This is a genomic window from Janthinobacterium sp. HH106 (genome assembly GCF_001758725.1).
GTDB lineage: Bacteria > Pseudomonadota > Gammaproteobacteria > Burkholderiales > Burkholderiaceae_D > Janthinobacterium.
Genome location: NZ_LRIC01000056.1, coordinates 152,804 through 169,360, shown reverse-complemented (window position 1 = coordinate 169,360; position 16,557 = coordinate 152,804). Strand labels below are relative to the sequence as shown.

Below are 16,557 nucleotides of genomic sequence, written 5' to 3'. Positions count from 1 at the left end.
CGCGCAGCCGGCAGGATAATGGAGGCAATGGTGGTGGAAGCGGACGTTTCGGCAATGGCCAGGGCGCAAGGCATGGCCTTGCAAAACATGCGTGTCGTCATGCGCGCGGCGCAGCGGCACTCGGCGCAGATCGAGAAGCAATGCGGCGTGTCTGGCGCGCAACTGTGGGTGATGCAGGAATTGCTGGAGCGGCCGGGCCTGCGCATGGGCGAGCTGGCCGGCAAGATGTCGATACACCAGACGACGGCCAGCAACCTGGTCGAGGCGCTGGTGAAAAAAGCCTATGTGCGCAAGGCGCGCGACCAGCCTGACCAGCGCGTCGTTACACTGACCCTGACGGCGGAAGGGCAAGCCGTGATCGCCGGCGCGCCGCAGCCGGCGCGCGGCTTGCTGCCCAGCGCGCTGGCCCAGCTGGACCCCGACAGCCTGGCGCACCTGAACCAGGGCTTGAACGCCTTGCTGGCCGTTGTCGCCCCCGATGACAGGCAGGCGGGCATGCAGCCGTTTCCGTTTACGATGTAGTGTCCCGGCTGGCCTGCGGCAGCCGTTGCAGCTGCAGCTGCGCCAGCGCCCCGTACAGCGGCTCGCTGAGCACGCGCGACACGGTGCTGGCCACCACGGCGCAGGCCATCAGGCTCAGCACCATGCCGTGGCCATCGACCATTTCCATGACAATGATAAACGCCGTCAACGGCGCTTGCGTGGCGGCGGCCAGGAAGCCCACCATGCCCAGCGCGATCAGGGCGGGCGCGTGCGGATAGTGCAGCAATTGCGCAATGTCATGCCCGATGCCGGCGCCGATGGCCAGGGATGGCGCGAAGATGCCGGCCGGCACGCCCGACCAGACGGTCAGCCACGTCGCCACATATTTGAAGGCCACAAAGGCGGGCGCCACGTCGGACGCGCCTTCGAGCATGGCGCGCGTGGCCACGGTGCCGCTGCCGAACGTGGCGCCGTGGCTGGCGATGCCGATGGCCGCCACCAGCAAACCGCAGACGGCGGCAAACAGCACGGGCCGGCCTGTTCTCCACGCCGATAATTTCCCCAGCGGATTGCCCCGGGCGGATGCCAGCAGCAGCCGCGCAAACAGGCCGCCGGCCACGCCCGCCACGAGGGTGACGAGTAAACCTGGCAGGGCCAGCGCCAGGCCGATGGGGCCGGGGTGGATGATGCCGAAGTGGGTGGCGTTGCCGTGGATCGAGACGGCCATCATGCCGGCCAGCACGATGCCGGCGACGATGAGGCCGCTGTTGCGTTGCTCGGGCGAGCGTGACAATTCCTCAATGGCAAACATGACGCCCGCCAGCGGCGTGTTGAAGGCAGCCGCGATGCCGGCCGCGCCACCGGCCACCAGCAGCGAATGGGCGCTCACCTGCGAATGGCGCGGCAGCCAGCGGCGCGCGGCCAGCATCACGCCGGCGGCGATCTGCACGGACGGCCCTTCGCGCCCCAGCGACAAGCCGCCCAGCAAGCCGCCCGCCGTCAGGACTATCTTCGCGGCACTGAGTTTCAGGGACACGAACAAGGAGCGCTGCTCCGGTGCCACGGCCGGATCCAGCGTGGCCATCACTTGCGGGATGCCGGAGCCGGCCGCGCCCACGGCGTAGCGGCGCGTCAGCCAGACGAGCAAGGCGGCGCAAGCGGGTGTCCACAGCAGGGCGAACCACCAGGCCTTGCCGTTAAAAAAGAGAAAACAATCGAGCGCTGTTTCCGCCAGCCACGTAAAGCCCACGACGACGAGGCCCGCGACGGCAGCCATGCCGACGACGACGGCGCGCGACCACCACAGGCGCGGGTTGGCAAATTCATGCTTGAAGGCAGAGGGAATGTCGTGCAAGTGCTTCATTGCGGCAAGTCCAGGAAGGGGCGCGCAGGGCGTCGGGGAGGCTTGCCATTATATAGATGTATTTGCTCAAATGTATTTGCGGCGTTTTAATTGTGGAACTTCAGTTGTGGAACTACTACACGAACAGTTCGCGCCGCGCGCTCTGGCTGATGGCGACGGTGGCCGGGTGGCTCAGGCGCCGCTCCGTGGTGATCGCATACACCTGCTCGACGAGGCTGTCGACCCGGCCCAGTGCCACCACGCCATGCTGTTCGCACACCTGGGGCGCGATCACGGTGGGGGCGAAGAACAGGCCGGCGCCGGACTGGCCGAAGGCCTGCATCATGGCGCTGTCGTCGAACTCGCCCACGATGCGCGGGTGCAGATGGTTGTCGCCCAGCCATTGCAGCAAGCGGCCATAAATGGCGAAATCCTCGCCCGGCAGCAGCAGCGGCGCGCCATCGAGGCATTTGGGAAAGCCGCCTTCCAGCGTGGCGGCCAGCGCCGGCGTGCCAAACAGGGTCATGCCGCTTTCGCCCAGCAGGTGGTTGTAGCCGCGCACGCTCAGATGGGACGGCATGGGGCGGTCGGCGATGATCAGGTCCAGCCGGTGCACGGCCAGATCCGCCAGCAGGCTGGCCAGCCGGCCTTCGCGGCAGATCATGCGCAGCGGTTCGGCCAGGCCCAGCGCCGGTTCGACCAGGCGGCAGGCGATCAGTTTCGACACGGAATCGGCGCAGCCCACGCGAAACGTGGTCGTCGCCGTGCGCGACTGGTCGCGCACGATTTCCAGCAATTCGTCGCCCGTGCTGAAAATCTCTTCCGCATGGCTGAGGATGCGCCGGCCCGTCTCCGTCAATTCCAGCTTGCGCCCGCTGCGGCGGAACAGTTCCACGCCCAGGGTGTCGGCAAAGTCGCTGAGCTGGCCGGAAATCGATTGCGGCGTCAGGTGCAGCTGCTCGGCCGCGCGCGCGATGCTGCCCGTCTTGGCCACCATCCAGAAATAGCGCAAGTGCTTGAAGTTGAGTGTGGACATGTTTGTTCCCGGCAAAATTAATGCATCGAATTTTTCGATGTATTCGTAAATTATATTCGATTTGTTCGATGTTTATATTCAGCCTATGATGACTGCTCAATTCATGCAAGGAGAGTGCCATGGGCATCAGGATAGACACAGACAGTTGCGGAGGCCGCCGATGAACGGCCTGGAGAGTATTGCAACGGCACCCATGTGGGCCGGCTTCATCGTATTCGTCCTGCTGATGCTGGCGCTGGACCTGTTCGTCTTCGGCGGCAACAAGGCGCACAAGGTCAGTGTCAAGGAAGCGGCGACGTGGTCGCTCGTGTGGGTCAGCCTGGCCCTGCTGTTCAACGGCGGCCTGTGGTGGTATCTGAACGGCACGGCCGGTCCCGAGATCGCCAACCAGAAGGCGCTGGAGTTTTTCTCCGGCTACCTGATCGAGAAAGCGCTGTCGGTCGATAACGTCTTCGTCTTCCTGCTGATCTTCAGCGCCTTCCAGGTGCCGATCCAGTACCAGCGCCGCGTGCTGATCTATGGCGTGCTGGGCGCGATCGTCATGCGCGCCGTGATGATCATGGCCGGCGCCTGGGTGGTGAGCGAGTTCAGCTGGGTGCTGTACCTGTTCGGCGCCTTCCTCTTAATTACCGGCATGCGCATGCTGGTGGCGGCCGATGCGGAACCGGACGTGGCGAACAACCCCGTGCTGCGCTTTGCCCGCCGCCACTTGCGGGTAGCGGACGGCGACCACGGCGAACGTTTCTTCGTGGCCAAGGGCGGTTTGCGCTATGTCACGCCGCTGTTCCTCGTGCTGATCCTGATCGAGGTGACGGACCTGGTGTTCGCGGTCGACTCGATCCCGGCGATCTTCGCCATCACGACGGACCCGTTCATCGTCTTCACGTCGAACCTGTTCGCCATCATGGGCTTGCGCGCCCTGTACTTCCTGCTGGTGGACGTGGCTGACCGCTTCCACATGCTCAAGTATGGCCTGGCAATGGTGCTCGTGTTTATCGGCGCCAAGATGCTGATCATGCCGTGGTACCACGTGCCGGTGGAAGCGTCGCTGCTGGTGGTGGCGGTGCTGATCGTGTCGAGCTGCGTGGCGAGCGTATTCATCACCCGCAGCGACAAAAAGTAACACAGCAGTACGGCGCGCCCCGCAAGGCGGTGGCGCGTCTTTTGATCAATCACAATGAAAGAATGAAATCATGCGTACCTATGAAGCGAACAGTCCCCAGGCAGCGGGACGTATCCTGGCCCTGATGATGGTGGTCGACGGCAACCTGGCCAGCGCCGAGCTGCAAGCCATGCACCGCAGCAAGATCCTCGAGCATATCGACCTGGCGCCGGCCGCCTTTCAACAGCTGTTGCAAGACCTGTGCGACGACATGCTGACGTCGACCGTGCATGGCGCCGTGCAGCTGGCCCATGGCGTGATCGACAGCCTGCTCGATGAAATCACGGACCCGGACTTGCGCCGCAAGCTGCTGCAAGCCATGTGGAAGATTGCCGACGCGGACGACTGGCTGGCCGATGGCGAAGCCGTACTGCTGGCCCGCGCCAGCGCGGCGTGGTCGGCGGAAACGAATTTCCGCCAGCACGCGGCGTAATTATGCTGCCTTGTGTCCCATGGCAATCACGGCGGCGCCGGCCAGGGCCAGGCCCACGCCCGTCACATCCGTCCAGGCGGGCGTGACGCCGTCCACCAGCCACAGCCATCCCAGCGCCGTGGCGATGTAGACGGCGCCATACGTGGCGTAGACCCTGCCGCTGGCGGCCGGATGCAGGGTCAGCAGCCACACGAAGATCAGCAGGCTGAGGGCGGCCGGCAACAGCAGCCAGGCGCTGCCCTTGTTGCTCAACCACAGCATGGGCAGGTAGCAGCCCAGCAGTTCAGCCACGGCCGTGACGGTAAACAGCCCGAAAGTGCGGGCAAGACTGGTCCATTCGATGGCGTCGCTCATTGCATTCCTGTTCGTGATCAAGCCGCCATTGTAGTCTCCGGGCAGCGCCGTCCCTGCTATGATCGGGTTCGGATACCCGAGGAGAACACCATGACGACGCCCCCCGCGCCGCGCGCATTGCTGCAAGCCATGTTCCACGCCGCCGTCGAGGCGGCGCAGCCATCGCACTGCATACCGCCCCATCTGCCGCCCGCACCCAAGGGACGCTTGATCGTCATCGGCGCCGGCAAGGCGTCGGCCGCCATGGCGCAAGCCGTGGAGCGGCACTGGCCGGGGCCGCTGTCGGGCCTCGTCGTCACGCGCTACGGCTATGCCGTGCCCTGTGAACGCATCGAGATCGTGGAAGCGTCGCATCCTGTGCCGGACTCTGCCGGCATGGCGGCCGCGCGGCGCATGCTGGACGTGGTGGGCAACTTGCAGGCGGACGACACGGTGCTGTGCCTGATCTCGGGCGGCGGCTCGTCGCTGCTGGCCTTGCCCCTGGACGGCATCACCCTGGAAGACAAGCAAGCCTTGAACCGCGCGCTGCTGGCGTCGGGCGCCACCATCGGCGAAATGAATTGCGTGCGCCGCCATTTGTCCGCCATCAAGGGCGGCCGGCTGGCGGCTGCCTGCCATCCGGCGCAAGTGGTGACGTTGGCGATTTCCGACGTGCCTGGCGACAAGCTCGGCGATATCGCCTCCGGCCCCACGGTGGGCGACGCGACGACGTGCGAGGACGCGCTGGCCATCGTGCGCCGCTATGGCATGGACTTGCCGGACAGCATAAGAAAAACGCTGGAAAGCGGGCGCGGCGAATCCGTGAAACCCGGTGACCCACGGCTGGCGCGCACGCGCACGACCCTGGTCGCCACGCCGCAGATGGCGCTCGAGGCGGCCGCCGCCGTGGCGCGCGCGGCCGGCGTCACGCCGTATATATTGGGCGACAGCCTGGAAGGCGAGGCGCGCGACGTGGGCAAAGTCATGGCCGGCATCGCGCTGCAAACGGCGATGCGGGGCCAGCCGTTTCCCGCCCCGTGCGTGCTGCTGTCGGGCGGCGAAACGACGGTCACCGTGCGCGGCAAGGGCCGCGGCGGGCGCAACGTGGAATTTTTGCTGGCGCTGGGCATCGCGCTGGACGGATACGAGGGCATCCACGCGCTGGCGGGCGACACGGATGGCGTCGACGGCCAGGAAGACATCGCCGGCGCTTATCTCGCGCCCGACACCCTGCAGCGTGCCTGGGCGCAGGGCATCAAGCCCCGCGATAGCCTCGACAACAACGATGGACACGGCTTCTTCCAGGCGCTGGGAGATAGTGTGATCACGGGCCCGACATTGACGAATGTCAATGATTTCCGGGCCATTCTGATTACCTGAGTTTAGAACCCTTCAAGGACGATCTTGCCTTTGGCCGTATTGCTTTCCAGCAGGGCATGCGCGCGCTTCAGATTCGCCGCGTTGATCGTGCCGAAGCGCTCGGCCACGGTGGTCTTGATGATACCGGCGTCCACCAGCTGCGCCAGTTCCTCGAGCAAGGCGTGCTGCTGGACCATGTCCGGCGTCTGGAACAGCGAACGGGTAAACATCAGTTCCCAGTGCAAGGACACGCTCTTGCCCTTGAACTTGCGCACGTCGATGTGCTCGGGGTCGTCGATCAGGGCGAATTTGCCCTGCGGCGCGATCAGTTCGACGATCTGCTCGAAATGCTTGTCGGTCTGGTTCAGGCTGATCACGTAATCGACGGGCGGTAAACCGAGGCGCGTGATTTCGGCGGCCAGCGGCAGGCTGTGGTCGATCACGTGGTGGGCGCCCAGTTGCTTGACCCAATCGGCCGTTTCCGCGCGCGAGGCCGTGCCGATGATGGTGACGCCCGTCAACTGCCGCGCCAGTTGCACCAGCACGGAGCCAACGCCGCCGGCCGCGCCGATCACGAGCAGCGACTTGCCGGTCAGGCTCTTGTCGCGGCTGATCTGCAGGCGGTCGAACAGCAATTCCCACGCCGTAATCGCCGTGAGCGGCAGGGCGGCGGCCGGGGCGAAATCGAGGCTGGCCGGCATGTGGCCCACGATGCGCTCGTCGACTAATTGAAATTCGCTGTTGCTGCCGGGGCGGTTGATGGCGCCCGCGTACCAGACTTTATCTCCCACCTGGAACAGGGTGACGTCGGGGCCGACGGCCGTGACGACGCCGGCCGCATCCCAGCCCAGCACTTCCGGCTGGCGGTCTTTCGGCGCGCGGTTCTGGCGCACCTTGGTGTCGACGGGATTGACGGAGACGGCCTTGACGGCGACGAGCAGGTCGCGTCCCGTGGCGACGGGCACGGGCAGCTCGATGTCGAGCAGGGCGTCGGCATCCGTGATGGGCAGGCTGTGGTGGTAGGCGATGGCTTTCATATTCTTCCTTTGGTAAAACAGTGATGGAGTCGGGTAGGTCGGATTAGCGCGGCTGTACCGCGCGTAATCCGACACCACCATCGGCCACGCCAACAATGTTGTCGGATTACGGTCCTTTGGACCTCATCCGACCTACGCCATACAGGCTTGATGACGTATCATGGCCATTTTCTCGCCAGCGAAAAAGAGGGCGCGTACCGAAACACTTTCAAAGGAATGCTGAAAATTGCTGCGACTCGATGACTTGCAAGTGTTTGTCCGCACGGCTGATCGGGGCAGTTTGTCGGCGGCCGCGCGCGAGATCGGCATCTCGCCTGCGCTGGCCAGCGCCGCCGTCAAGCGCCTGGAAGGGGAATTGGGCTTGCGCCTGCTGGCCCGCACGACCCGCTCGCTGAGCCTGACGCCGGAAGGCACGCAATACCTGGAGCATGCGCGCGAAGCCCTGCGCCTGCTGCGCGCGGGCCATGACGCACTGCTGGCCGGCAAGGACAGTTTCGGCGGAACCTTGAAAATTGCCATGCCTTCCGACCTGGGCCGCAACCTGATGCTGGGCTGGCTGGACGCATTCCAGGCGCGCCATCCGAAGCTGCAGTACCAGCTCAGCGTCAGCGACCGGGTGGCCGACATGGTGCGTCAGCAAGTCGACGTGGCCATCCGCTATGGCCAGCAAGACGATTCGAGCATGGTCGCCATGCCCATCGCGCCCGCCAACGACAGGGTGCTGGTGGCCTCGCCCGGCTACCTGCGCGAGCATGGCCCCTTGCTGGCGCTGCAAGACTTGTCGCAGCGCAATTGCCTGCGCTTCGCGCTGGAAGACGGCTTGCACGACCGCTGGACCTTTTACCGCTTGCCCCAGCGCGAGCAAGTCACCGTGCAGGTGAGCGGCAACCGCAGCGCCGACGATGCCGACCTCGTGCGCCGCTGGGCCGTGGCGGGCCTGGGCATCGCCTACAAGTCGCGGCTCGACGTGGCTGGCGACCTGGCCACCGGCCGCCTGCAAGCGCTGTTGCCCGACGTGGCGGGCGAGGCGACGCCCCTGCACCTGGTCTGCACGCACCGGGCGCAAGTGACGCCGCTGGTGCTGCAGTTGCGCGACTTCCTGCGAGATCACTGCGTGGAGTTATTCAAACAGGATAATTGATTTCGGAGTATTCCTGCGCGAGGTGTACTCCGCTGATTTCAAGATCAGCGGTTTTTGAAAATCACATCACTCATGTATTGATTCAAATCGCGAAAATCCTTTACCCGCCAGGCGTATGGCGCGATCTTGACGCCATTCTCTTTCAAGGTCTTTGGAATCAAATCGCCATTCGGGCGCAGTATGACCGACGATACGATCACACCCGGATAATCCTTCAGACGTTTTTTAAAAGCGGCCGTCGTCAGATCCGGTGTAGGGGGATTGCTTTTATTCGCCAATGGCCCGGTTCCCTTGATCTCTGCTCCGTGGCACACGGCACATCGCTGCACATACAGGGTTTTTCCATTCAGATTCTCGGCGAAGGATAAGGGCGTTTGAATGAACGATAAGATTCCCAATGCGGCGATAAATAATATTTTCATTTCTTTTTAATGTGGACGTATTGTATGGATAATGTCTGGTTCAAGAGAAAATACGCAGCTGCCATTGCAGTGCGCCATTCTCTCGATAACATTTTATCCGAGATTGTTCATTGCTAACGTGCCCGCGCCCGCGCGCGATCGGCTGGCGAACACGCCCGCTTGATTACAACTCGTTGCAAATGGCAATCATGCGCGGGTCAACCTGGGCGTACCCTCAGGCATTCTGGTTGAAACCGCTTGAAAGATTGCCATGAGCCCGAACCGATTATTGCCGACGACCTTGATATCCCTGCTGTTGCTGGCCGGCTGTGCCGCGACGGCGCCGCCGGCCGCGCAGCATGCCGTCGCCGCGCCCGACAATGCCGCGCAAGGCATCGCGATGCTCGAGCGCGTCAGCTGGGGTGTGAACGGCGGCAGCGTGCGCCAGGTGCAAAAGGAAGGCTGGAACGCTTACCTGCAGGCGCAGTTACACCCAGGCAAAGCCAGCCTGCCGCCCGCCGTGCAGGCGCAGATCGACGCCATGACCATCAGCCAGGTGCCGCTCGATCAGCTCGTCATGTCCGTGGAGCAAAAGCGCAAGGAGTCGGCCGGCGTCATGGACGACATGGCGAAGCAGCAAGCGCAAAAGGAATACCAGCAGGAACTGAACCGCCTGGCGCGCGAGGCGGCCACGCGCTCGCTGTTGCTGGACGTGTATTCGCCGAACCAGCTGCAGCAGCAGCTGAGCTGGTTCTGGCTCAACCATTTCAGCGTGCACCAGGGCAAGCACAACTTGCGCGCCATGGTCGGCGATTACGAGGCGAACGCCATCGCGCCGCATGCCCTAGGGAAATTCCGCGACTTGCTGGGCGCGACCGTCCACCACCCGGCCATGCTGCGCTACCTCGATAATGAAGCCAATGCTGTCAAGCGCATCAATGAAAACTATGCGCGTGAGCTGATGGAGCTGCACACCCTGGGCGTGAACGGTGGCTATAGCCAGACCGACGTGCAGGAACTGGCGCGCATCCTCACCGGCGTGGGCGTCAACCTGGGCACGGATACGCCGAAGGTGAAACCGGCGCTGCAATCGCAATACGTGCGCCGCGGCCTGTTCGAATTCAATCCGAACCGCCACGATTACGGCGATAAACAATTCCTCGGGCAAACGGTGAAGGGGCGGGGACTGGCCGAACTCGATGAAGCGCTGGACCGCCTGAGCCGCAGTCCCGCCACCGCGCGCTTTATCAGCGGCAAGCTGGCCCAGTATTTCGTGGGAGATAACCCTCCCGAAGCGCTGGTGGCGCGCATGGCGGCCACCTTCCAGCACAGCGACGGCATGATCGCCGACGTGCTGCAGACCATGTTCAGCAGTCCCGAGTTTCGGCAGTCGCTGGGCAAGAAATTCAAGGATCCCATGCATTATGTGGTGTCGGCCGTGCGCCTCAGCTATGACGACAAGCCCATCCTCAACGCCGGTCCCATGCTGAGCTGGCTCGCGCGCATGGGACAGCCCCTGTACGGGCGCCAGACGCCGGACGGCTATCCGCTGACGGATGCGTCCTGGGCCAGCCCCGGCCAGATGACGACGCGTTTCGATATCGCCCGCACCATCGGTTCGGGCAGCGCCGGCCTGTTCAAGACGGACGGCCCGCAGCCGCAGGAAAAGGTCGCGTTTCCCCAGCTGGCCAGCGCCCTGTATTACCAGTCGCTGCAGCCGACCTTGAGTGCCGCCACGCGCCAGGCCCTGGAACAGGCCGCCTCGCCGCAGGAGTGGAATACATTTCTGCTCTCTTCGCCGGAAATGATGCACCGCTAGATTGAAAGGATCGCCATGAACCGTCGTGACCTGTTGAAAGCCCTGGCCGCCGCGCCCCTGTTGTCGCACGCGGGCAGCTTGCTGGCCGCGCCCGCCACGAATGCGAAGCTGCTGTTCGTCTTCCTGCGCGGCGGCTATGACGCGAACAACCTGCTGGTGCCCATCGGCAGCGATTTTTATTATGCATCGCGGCCGAATATCGCCATCGCGAAACCGGGTGCGGACAACGGCGCGCTGGCCTTGAACGCCGACTGGGCCCTGCATCCGGCCTTGCGCGAGACCATCTACCCGATGTTCACGGGCGGCGAGGCGGCCTTCATTCCGTTTGCCGGCACGACGGATTTGACGCGCAGCCATTTCGAGACGCAGGACAGCATCGAACTGGGGCAGGAACTGGGCGGGCGCCGCGATTTCCGTTCGGGCTTTTTGAACCGGCTCGCGCAAAGCCTCAATAGCGGCAAGCACGCCATTTCCTTCACGGACCAGCTGCCCCTGATCTTCCAGGGCGACGTGCAAGTGCCGAACATGGGGCTGCGTTCCGTGGGCAAGTCCGGTATCGATGCGCGTCAAAGCCAGCTCATCGCGGCGATGTACAAGGGCACGCCTCTGCAGCAACCGGTCAGCGCGGGCTTTGCCGTGCGCGAGGACGTGACGAAGGAATTGACGGGAGAAATGCAGGCGGCCAACCGCAACGCCATCAGTACCAAGGGCTTTGAACTGGAAGCGCAGCGCATCGCGCGCTTGATGAAGGACAAATACAACCTTGGTTTCGTCGACGTGGGCGGCTGGGATACGCACGTGGGGCAGGGCGGCGCGAATGGCTACCTGGCGGGGCGTTTCGATGAGCTGGGCCGGGGCCTGGCCGCGTTTTCGCAGGAAATGGGCAGCGAATGGCGCAATACCGTCGTCGTCGTCGTCAGCGAATTTGGCCGCACCTTCCGCGAAAACGGCAACCGCGGCACGGACCATGGCCACGGCAGCGTCTTCTGGGTGCTCGGCGGCGGCATTAAGGGCAAGCAGGTGGCGGGCGAGCAGGTGGCGATGTCGCAGGCGACGCTGTTCCAGAACCGCGACATGCCCGTGCTCAATGAATACCGCGCCGTGCTGGGCGGCTTGCTGCGCCGCACCTTTGGTTTGACGCCGGCGCAACTCGAGCACGTGTTTGCCGGCGTCAAACCGGTGGAGCTGGGCCTCGTATAAATCGCCATGGCTCCGTGTTACGCTACGTCTGCGCAACTGGCGCGTAGCTAAGTCCCGTCGCGCTTCCCGGCGCCGGGCACGAATGGAGTGGTATGACCGATACCCAGCGCGACATCGTCAGCGCAGGCTTTTCCCTGGCCCTGATCGCCGTGACGGCCTTCGTCATGCAGCGTTTCTTTTTGCCGCTCGTGTGGGCCGGCATCCTGTGCGTGGCCACCTGGCCCCTGTATCTGCGCGTGCGCGCGGCGCTGGGCCAGCGCACCATCATCGCGGCGGCCGTGCTGACCCTGGCGTTCGCCTGCATCTTTATCATTCCCGTGCTGTTCGGCGTGGCGCAGGCGGCGCGCGAAGTGCCCGTGCTGGCCAATTTCGTCGTCCATGCGAATACGGACGGCTTGCCCGTGCCGGACTGGGTGGCGCATATTCCGCTGGCGGGCAGCGCCATCGGCGACTGGTGGCTAGCCACCCTGAGCCAGCCCCACGGCCTCGGCCACTTCTTTGCGGGCAGCGCCGTGGGCGGCTTTCATTCCGCGCGCGACATCCTGAAAATCCTTGGCGCGGACGTCTTCCACCGCCTGGTCGATTTCGGCCTGGCCTTCTTATGCCTGTTTTTCTTCTACAAGGATGGCGAAGCGCTGACGCGTCAGATCACGGCCGTCGGCAGCCATTTCCTGCGTCCCGAGCGCTGGGGCCGCTATGCGCAAAAGATCCCCACGGCCATCCGTGCCACCGTCAACGGTCTGGTGCTCGTGGGCCTGGCCGAAGGCGTGCTGATCGGCTTCGCCTATGCGATTGCCGGCTTGCCGTCGCCGGCCCTGTGGGCGTTCGCCACCGGTATTTTGGCCATCATCCCGTTCGGCGCGCCGCTCGCTTACCTGTGCGCGGCCGCTTTGCTGGTGTTCCAGGGTAATGTAGGAGCCGCCATCGGCGTGGCCGCCTGGGGCACCGTGGTGCTGTTCGTGGCCGATCACTTCGTGCGTCCCGGGATGATCGGCAACGCTACCCGCTTGCCTTTCCTGGCCGTGCTGTTCGGCATTTTGGGCGGCGTGGAAACTCTGGGCCTCGTGGGCCTGTTCATCGGCCCCGTCGTGATGGTGCTGTTCGTGACCTTGTGGTACGAGGCGAATGTGTTCGACAAGGCGGCGCCTGTCAAGACAAGCGCGAATACACCTGCCAGCCCGGCCGCACAGGAACGCACGCAGTAATGAGGGGTCGGCCAGCGTTGCCGCTGGCCGGTACTGGCGCGCTCCCGGCGTGGCCGGGCGGAGCAGACTTCAAAACAGAGTGCAAGCACCTTGTTTTAAAGTCATTCTTAATGCGCCTTGGATAAAATGAGGAGCCAACGGCGCATCAGCAGCACTTCAACATAGCCCGGCTCGATGCCCGTACCGCACTCGATCAAGGGATTGACGGTGTAGTAGCGCTTGCGGAAGTCGCGGCAGACGAGGATTTCGCGCTTGCCCATGCGGACGAGGAAAGAGCTTGGGGCGTATTCCAGGCCGAACCGTGAGCCAAAACCGCTATTCAATGTTGCCATGACAATTCCTTTGAGGGAGATGTGTTGAACGAGTCATCAGAATAGCATAACTACTGTATGAATACACAGCTACTGTATGAATAAACAGTATTTTTTTGCTGGTGTGGTTTTTTTGATCATCGCCAGGAACAAGAAAGAGAGATCAGTTTGCAAGAGAATAATGACATGGGCGTGACCACGGGCTGGACCATGAAACTGCGCCGCTTCGTCGAGGCGCGCCTGTCGCCCGAAGGCGAGCTGGGCCTGCATATGACGGTCGGCGTGGCGCTGATGCTGGTGGCCATCGTGGTCTTCCACGAGATCGCCGAAGCCGTGATGGGCATGGAGCAGATCACCGTGATCGACTTGCAGGTGGCGCAGTGGTTCAACCGGCATGCCGTGCCGTGGATCACCAGCGTGCTGCTGGTCGTTACGCATATGCATGGCGTGATCGGCGCCATCACCCTGGCCGTCTTGCTGGGCTGGTATCTGCACCGCAAGGGCGCCGACTATTGGCTGTTTACCCTGGTCATCACCATGCCGGGCGTCATGTTTTTGAACCTGCTGTTAAAGTACATTTTTGTGCGCGCGCGGCCCAGCTTTGACGAGCCCATCCTGCAGACGGCCTTGAGCACGTACAGCTTTCCCAGCGGCCATACGGCCACCTCGACAGCCCTGTACGGCTTGCTGGCCGCCTACCTGATTTGCCAGACGGCGCCGGGCGCCTGGGGCAAGCGCATCGGCATCGCGCTGGGCGCATTCCTGATGGCGTCGCTCGTGGGCTTCAGCCGCATTTATTTGGGCGCACATTACCTGAGCGATGTGCTGGCGGCCATGGCGGAAAGCTATGGCTGGCTGGCCATCTGTATCGCCGGCGTGTCGACCCTGCGCCGCCGCCGGCACATCCGGCAAACCACATAAGGGGAACGATCCTGAGCAAAATCGCCGTCATCATCAACGCGGGCGCCGGCTGCGGCTATGCGCCGGACTGGGCGCAGCAGCTCGAAGCGCAATTCCTGGCCGTGGGCCTCGACGCCGCCATCACCCTGGCGCAAAGCGGGGCCGAGATGATCGCCACTGCCGAGCAAGCCTTGCGCGATGGCGCGCCCATCGTCGTGGCCGGCGGCGGCGACGGCACCATCAATGCCGTCGCGTCCGTCGTCGTCGGCAGCGGCACGCCGTTTGGCGTCCTGCCGCTAGGCACCTTGAACCATTTCGCCAAGGATTTGAATATCCCGCTTGACCTCGATGCGGCGATTGCCAACGTGGCGCAGGGCGTGCCGCACCAGGTCGACGTGGGCGAAGTCAATGGCCGCATCTTCCTGAACAATTCCAGCCTGGGCCTGTATCCCGATATCGTGCGCGACCGCGAAAAGCAGCAGCGGCGGCTGGGGCGGGGCAAGTGGCTGGCCTTCAGCTGGGCGCTGGTGGCCGCCTTGCGCCGCTATCCCTTTCTCAGCGTGCAATTGAAACTCAACGACGCCGTGCATGCGCGGCGCACGCCCTTCGTCTTCATCGGCAATAATGAATACCTGATGGAAGGCTTGAATATCGGCGAGCGCGAACGCCTCAACGGTGGCCAGCTGAGCCTGTACGTGGCGCAGCGTCCGGGCCGCCTGGGCCTCGTGCGCCTGGCCCTGCACGCGCTGTTCGGCAAGTTGTCGCAGGCCAAGGATTTCGATGTGCTGACGGCCACCGACCTGGAGATCGCCACGAAACACCGCCGCCTGCGCGTGGCCACCGATGGCGAAGTGACCGTCATGAATACGCCACTGCGCTACCGCATCCGCACGGCCGCGCTCGAAGTGATCGTGCCGGCGTCCGTGCCCGCCGCCAGCTAGGAGAACGCCATGCGTACCATCGTGCATTTATCGGATTTGCATTTCGGCCGGGTCGACGGGGATTTGCTGGCGCCCTTGCGCGCGCTGGTCGAGCGCCTGGAGCCGGATGTGGTGGTGGTCTCGGGCGACCTCACCCAGCGGGCCCGCAGCGCCCAGTTCCAGGCGGCGCGGCACTTTCTCGACAGCTTGCCGGGGCCGCAGATCGTGGTGCCGGGCAACCATGACGTGCCGCTGTATAACGTCTTTTCCCGTTTCCTGACGCCGCTGGTGAAGTACCGGCGCCACGTGACGGACGATTTGTCGCCCGAATATGTGGACGAGGAAATTGCCGTGCTGGGTATCAACACGGCCCGTTCATTGACGTTCAAGGATGGCCGCATCAGCCACGAGCAGATCGATTTCCTGCGTGAACGCCTGGGCCGCTTGCCGCCCGGTTTGACGCGCATCATCGTCACGCACCATCCATTCGACTTGCCCGAGCACTTCGATGAAGACGATCTGGTGGACCGCGCGCCGCAGGCGCTGCAAATGTTTTCCGAATGCGGCGTGGATTTATTGCTGGCGGGACACTTGCATGCCAGCGTGGCGGGCAACACGGCCGAGCGCTACAAGATCGCCGGCTACGCGGCCCTGATGGTGCAGGCGGGCACGGCCACGTCCACGCGGGGCAGGGGCGAGTCGAACTCGTTCAATGTGCTGCGCGTGGAAAACAGTTGCATCCGGGTCGAGCGCTACAGCTGGAATGAAGACAGCGCCGATTTTGAAAAGGTCAGCACGGAAGCGTTCGAACGCCAGGGCGGCGTGTGGGCCAGCTTGCGGCCGCTGTGATCGATGATGTGTTAATTACAGATGGCGTGCCGCATCCATGCGGTCATGCAAAATGCGGACGATGGCAATGCCATAGTGAGTGATGCGGAAATAAATCATGTGCCGTCCGACTTTGCGGCGCCGGTAGCCGGGCCGAATCTGCTCGCATGCCGGTGCCGTCTCGGGTGCGCGTGCCAGGTCATCGAAGGCCGCCGTCATGTTGTCAAGATAAAGACTGGCCTGCTGCACGTTCCAGCGCTGCGACGTATACGCCCAGATCGCCTCAAGATCATGCTCGGCGGCGGGCGTCAGCCGGTATTCAGCCATGCGCTGCCAGCATTCTCTGCTTGAAAGCCCTGGCGTCGAAAGGCTGGGGTTCGCCGCTGGCCTCGCCTTCCACCAGCGCCGCGCGGATCGCATCGAGTTCGGCGCTGCGTTCCTGTTCACGCCGGATCAGGTCGCGGATGTATTCGCTGTCGTTCGTATAGCGCCCGGCGTCAATTTGCGCCTTGATCCAGTCGTCCTGCTGGTCCGTCAAGGTAATGGTCTTGCGCACGGTTCCCATGGTGGTTCACTCCAGATATGAGCAGTACGACGATCGTCATACTATTGGTGCAATATAGTGCATATTTGTGCAAATATCCAGT

Annotated in this window: 19 protein-coding genes; 11 read left to right on the top strand and 8 right to left on the bottom strand. The window is 63.6% G+C overall.

Going from position 1 to position 16,557, the window contains the following annotated elements:
* The first annotated feature begins 27 nt into the window (after positions 1–27).
* Complete coding sequence (locus tag JAB8_RS21735) at positions 28–522, top strand: MarR family winged helix-turn-helix transcriptional regulator (protein WP_070291365.1); 495 nt, start codon at positions 28–30, stop codon at positions 520–522.
* Here JAB8_RS21735 and JAB8_RS21730 read toward each other — a convergent pair.
* Positions 512–1,846 (bottom strand): chloride channel protein, encoded by a 1,335-nt coding sequence (locus JAB8_RS21730; RefSeq protein ID WP_070291364.1) that lies wholly within the window; start codon positions 1,844–1,846, stop codon positions 512–514. The genes JAB8_RS21735 and JAB8_RS21730 overlap by 11 nt on opposite strands.
* Positions 1,847–1,961: 115 nt before the next feature.
* Positions 1,962–2,861: a transcriptional activator NhaR gene (gene nhaR / locus JAB8_RS21725; RefSeq protein ID WP_070291363.1), complete on the bottom strand. Its 900-nt coding sequence runs from the start codon at positions 2,859–2,861 to the stop codon at positions 1,962–1,964.
* A 160-nt stretch (positions 2,862–3,021) separates the two neighbouring features.
* Between nhaR and JAB8_RS21720 the strand changes: the two genes are divergently transcribed.
* Together JAB8_RS21720 and JAB8_RS21715 are read left to right on the top strand one after the other, a co-directional pair.
* A complete protein-coding gene (locus JAB8_RS21720) occupies positions 3,022–3,984 on the top strand; it encodes a TerC family protein (protein WP_070224888.1) in 963 nt (320 codons plus the stop codon).
* Between the two features lie 70 nt (positions 3,985–4,054).
* Entirely contained in the window at positions 4,055–4,456 is a 402-nt protein-coding gene (locus JAB8_RS21715) for a TerB family tellurite resistance protein (protein WP_070224889.1), read from the top strand.
* Here JAB8_RS21715 and JAB8_RS21710 read toward each other — a convergent pair whose 3' ends face one another.
* Positions 4,457–4,810, bottom strand: a complete 354-nt coding sequence (locus tag JAB8_RS21710) for a YnfA family protein (protein ID WP_070291362.1) — start codon at positions 4,808–4,810, stop codon at positions 4,457–4,459.
* Between the two features lie 90 nt (positions 4,811–4,900).
* Between JAB8_RS21710 and JAB8_RS21705 the strand changes: the two genes are divergently transcribed.
* Positions 4,901–6,169: a glycerate kinase gene (locus JAB8_RS21705; protein ID WP_070291361.1), complete on the top strand. Its 1,269-nt coding sequence runs from the start codon at positions 4,901–4,903 to the stop codon at positions 6,167–6,169.
* Positions 6,170–6,171: 2 nt separating this feature from the next.
* Here JAB8_RS21705 and JAB8_RS21700 read toward each other — a convergent pair whose 3' ends face one another.
* Entirely contained in the window at positions 6,172–7,185 is a 1,014-nt protein-coding gene (locus JAB8_RS21700) for a zinc-binding alcohol dehydrogenase family protein (protein ID WP_070291360.1), read from the bottom strand.
* A 226-nt stretch (positions 7,186–7,411) separates the two neighbouring features.
* On the opposite strand from JAB8_RS21700, the gene JAB8_RS21695 reads away from it, so the two are divergent.
* Complete coding sequence (locus JAB8_RS21695) at positions 7,412–8,326, top strand: LysR family transcriptional regulator (protein WP_070291359.1); 915 nt, start codon at positions 7,412–7,414, stop codon at positions 8,324–8,326.
* A gap of 44 nt (positions 8,327–8,370) precedes the next feature.
* On the opposite strand, the gene JAB8_RS21690 is transcribed toward JAB8_RS21695, so the two are convergent.
* The gene (locus JAB8_RS21690) at positions 8,371–8,748 is read right to left on the bottom strand and encodes a cytochrome c (protein WP_070291358.1); all 378 of its coding nucleotides are present in this window, start codon (positions 8,746–8,748) and stop codon (positions 8,371–8,373) included.
* 250 nt (positions 8,749–8,998) lie between these two features.
* Between JAB8_RS21690 and JAB8_RS21685 the strand changes: the two genes are divergently transcribed.
* The 3 genes from JAB8_RS21685 (at position 8,999) to JAB8_RS21675 (ending at position 12,951) form a co-directional block, all read left to right on the top strand.
* Positions 8,999–10,546, top strand: a complete 1,548-nt coding sequence (locus JAB8_RS21685) for a DUF1800 domain-containing protein (RefSeq protein ID WP_070291357.1) — start codon at positions 8,999–9,001, stop codon at positions 10,544–10,546.
* A 15-nt stretch (positions 10,547–10,561) separates the two neighbouring features.
* Positions 10,562–11,746: a DUF1501 domain-containing protein gene (locus JAB8_RS21680; RefSeq protein WP_070291356.1), complete on the top strand. Its 1,185-nt coding sequence runs from the start codon at positions 10,562–10,564 to the stop codon at positions 11,744–11,746.
* A 92-nt stretch (positions 11,747–11,838) separates the two neighbouring features.
* On the top strand, positions 11,839–12,951 hold the full coding sequence (locus tag JAB8_RS21675; RefSeq protein WP_070291355.1) for an AI-2E family transporter: 1,113 nt from the start codon (positions 11,839–11,841) through the stop codon (positions 12,949–12,951).
* 107 nt (positions 12,952–13,058) lie between these two features.
* On the opposite strand, the gene JAB8_RS21670 is transcribed toward JAB8_RS21675, so the two are convergent.
* On the bottom strand, positions 13,059–13,283 hold the full coding sequence (locus tag JAB8_RS21670) for a hypothetical protein (RefSeq protein WP_010396348.1): 225 nt from the start codon (positions 13,281–13,283) through the stop codon (positions 13,059–13,061).
* A 147-nt stretch (positions 13,284–13,430) separates the two neighbouring features.
* On the opposite strand from JAB8_RS21670, the gene JAB8_RS21665 reads away from it, so the two are divergent.
* From JAB8_RS21665 to JAB8_RS21655, 3 genes are read left to right on the top strand one after another with little or no spacing between them, the layout of a single operon-like run.
* The gene (locus JAB8_RS21665) at positions 13,431–14,183 is read left to right on the top strand and encodes a phosphatase PAP2 family protein (RefSeq protein ID WP_343216111.1); all 753 of its coding nucleotides are present in this window, start codon (positions 13,431–13,433) and stop codon (positions 14,181–14,183) included.
* Positions 14,184–14,194: 11 nt separating this feature from the next.
* Entirely contained in the window at positions 14,195–15,103 is a 909-nt protein-coding gene (locus tag JAB8_RS21660; RefSeq protein WP_139143132.1) for a diacylglycerol kinase family protein, read from the top strand.
* A gap of 9 nt (positions 15,104–15,112) precedes the next feature.
* A complete protein-coding gene (locus tag JAB8_RS21655) occupies positions 15,113–15,931 on the top strand; it encodes a metallophosphoesterase family protein (protein WP_070291353.1) in 819 nt (272 codons plus the stop codon).
* A 15-nt stretch (positions 15,932–15,946) separates the two neighbouring features.
* On the opposite strand, the gene JAB8_RS21650 is transcribed toward JAB8_RS21655, so the two are convergent.
* The gene (locus JAB8_RS21650; RefSeq protein ID WP_070291352.1) at positions 15,947–16,237 is read right to left on the bottom strand and encodes a type II toxin-antitoxin system RelE/ParE family toxin; all 291 of its coding nucleotides are present in this window, start codon (positions 16,235–16,237) and stop codon (positions 15,947–15,949) included.
* A complete protein-coding gene (locus JAB8_RS21645) occupies positions 16,230–16,475 on the bottom strand; it encodes a type II toxin-antitoxin system ParD family antitoxin (RefSeq protein WP_070224900.1) in 246 nt (81 codons plus the stop codon). Before JAB8_RS21645 ends, JAB8_RS21650 begins: the two co-directional genes overlap by 8 nt.
* Positions 16,476–16,557 lie beyond the last annotated feature (82 nt).

Coding starts and splice junctions, on each gene's coding strand:
- JAB8_RS21685 (WP_070291357.1), top strand. CDS start 8,999: ATGAGCCCGAACCGATTATTGCCGACGACCTTGATATCCCTGCTGTTG.
- JAB8_RS21650 (WP_070291352.1), bottom strand. CDS start 16,237: ATGGCTGAATACCGGCTGACGCCCGCCGCCGAGCATGATCTTGAGGCG.
- JAB8_RS21670 (WP_010396348.1), bottom strand. CDS start 13,283: ATGGCAACATTGAATAGCGGTTTTGGCTCACGGTTCGGCCTGGAATAC.
- JAB8_RS21645 (WP_070224900.1), bottom strand. CDS start 16,475: ATGGGAACCGTGCGCAAGACCATTACCTTGACGGACCAGCAGGACGAC.
- JAB8_RS21655 (WP_070291353.1), top strand. CDS start 15,113: ATGCGTACCATCGTGCATTTATCGGATTTGCATTTCGGCCGGGTCGAC.
- JAB8_RS21690 (WP_070291358.1), bottom strand. CDS start 8,748: ATGAAAATATTATTTATCGCCGCATTGGGAATCTTATCGTTCATTCAA.
- JAB8_RS21705 (WP_070291361.1), top strand. CDS start 4,901: ATGACGACGCCCCCCGCGCCGCGCGCATTGCTGCAAGCCATGTTCCAC.
- JAB8_RS21700 (WP_070291360.1), bottom strand. CDS start 7,185: ATGAAAGCCATCGCCTACCACCACAGCCTGCCCATCACGGATGCCGAC.
- JAB8_RS21720 (WP_070224888.1), top strand. CDS start 3,022: ATGAACGGCCTGGAGAGTATTGCAACGGCACCCATGTGGGCCGGCTTC.
- JAB8_RS21735 (WP_070291365.1), top strand. CDS start 28: ATGGTGGTGGAAGCGGACGTTTCGGCAATGGCCAGGGCGCAAGGCATG.
- nhaR (WP_070291363.1), bottom strand. CDS start 2,861: ATGTCCACACTCAACTTCAAGCACTTGCGCTATTTCTGGATGGTGGCC.
- JAB8_RS21710 (WP_070291362.1), bottom strand. CDS start 4,810: ATGAGCGACGCCATCGAATGGACCAGTCTTGCCCGCACTTTCGGGCTG.
- JAB8_RS21730 (WP_070291364.1), bottom strand. CDS start 1,846: ATGAAGCACTTGCACGACATTCCCTCTGCCTTCAAGCATGAATTTGCC.
- JAB8_RS21680 (WP_070291356.1), top strand. CDS start 10,562: ATGAACCGTCGTGACCTGTTGAAAGCCCTGGCCGCCGCGCCCCTGTTG.
- JAB8_RS21715 (WP_070224889.1), top strand. CDS start 4,055: ATGCGTACCTATGAAGCGAACAGTCCCCAGGCAGCGGGACGTATCCTG.
- JAB8_RS21675 (WP_070291355.1), top strand. CDS start 11,839: ATGACCGATACCCAGCGCGACATCGTCAGCGCAGGCTTTTCCCTGGCC.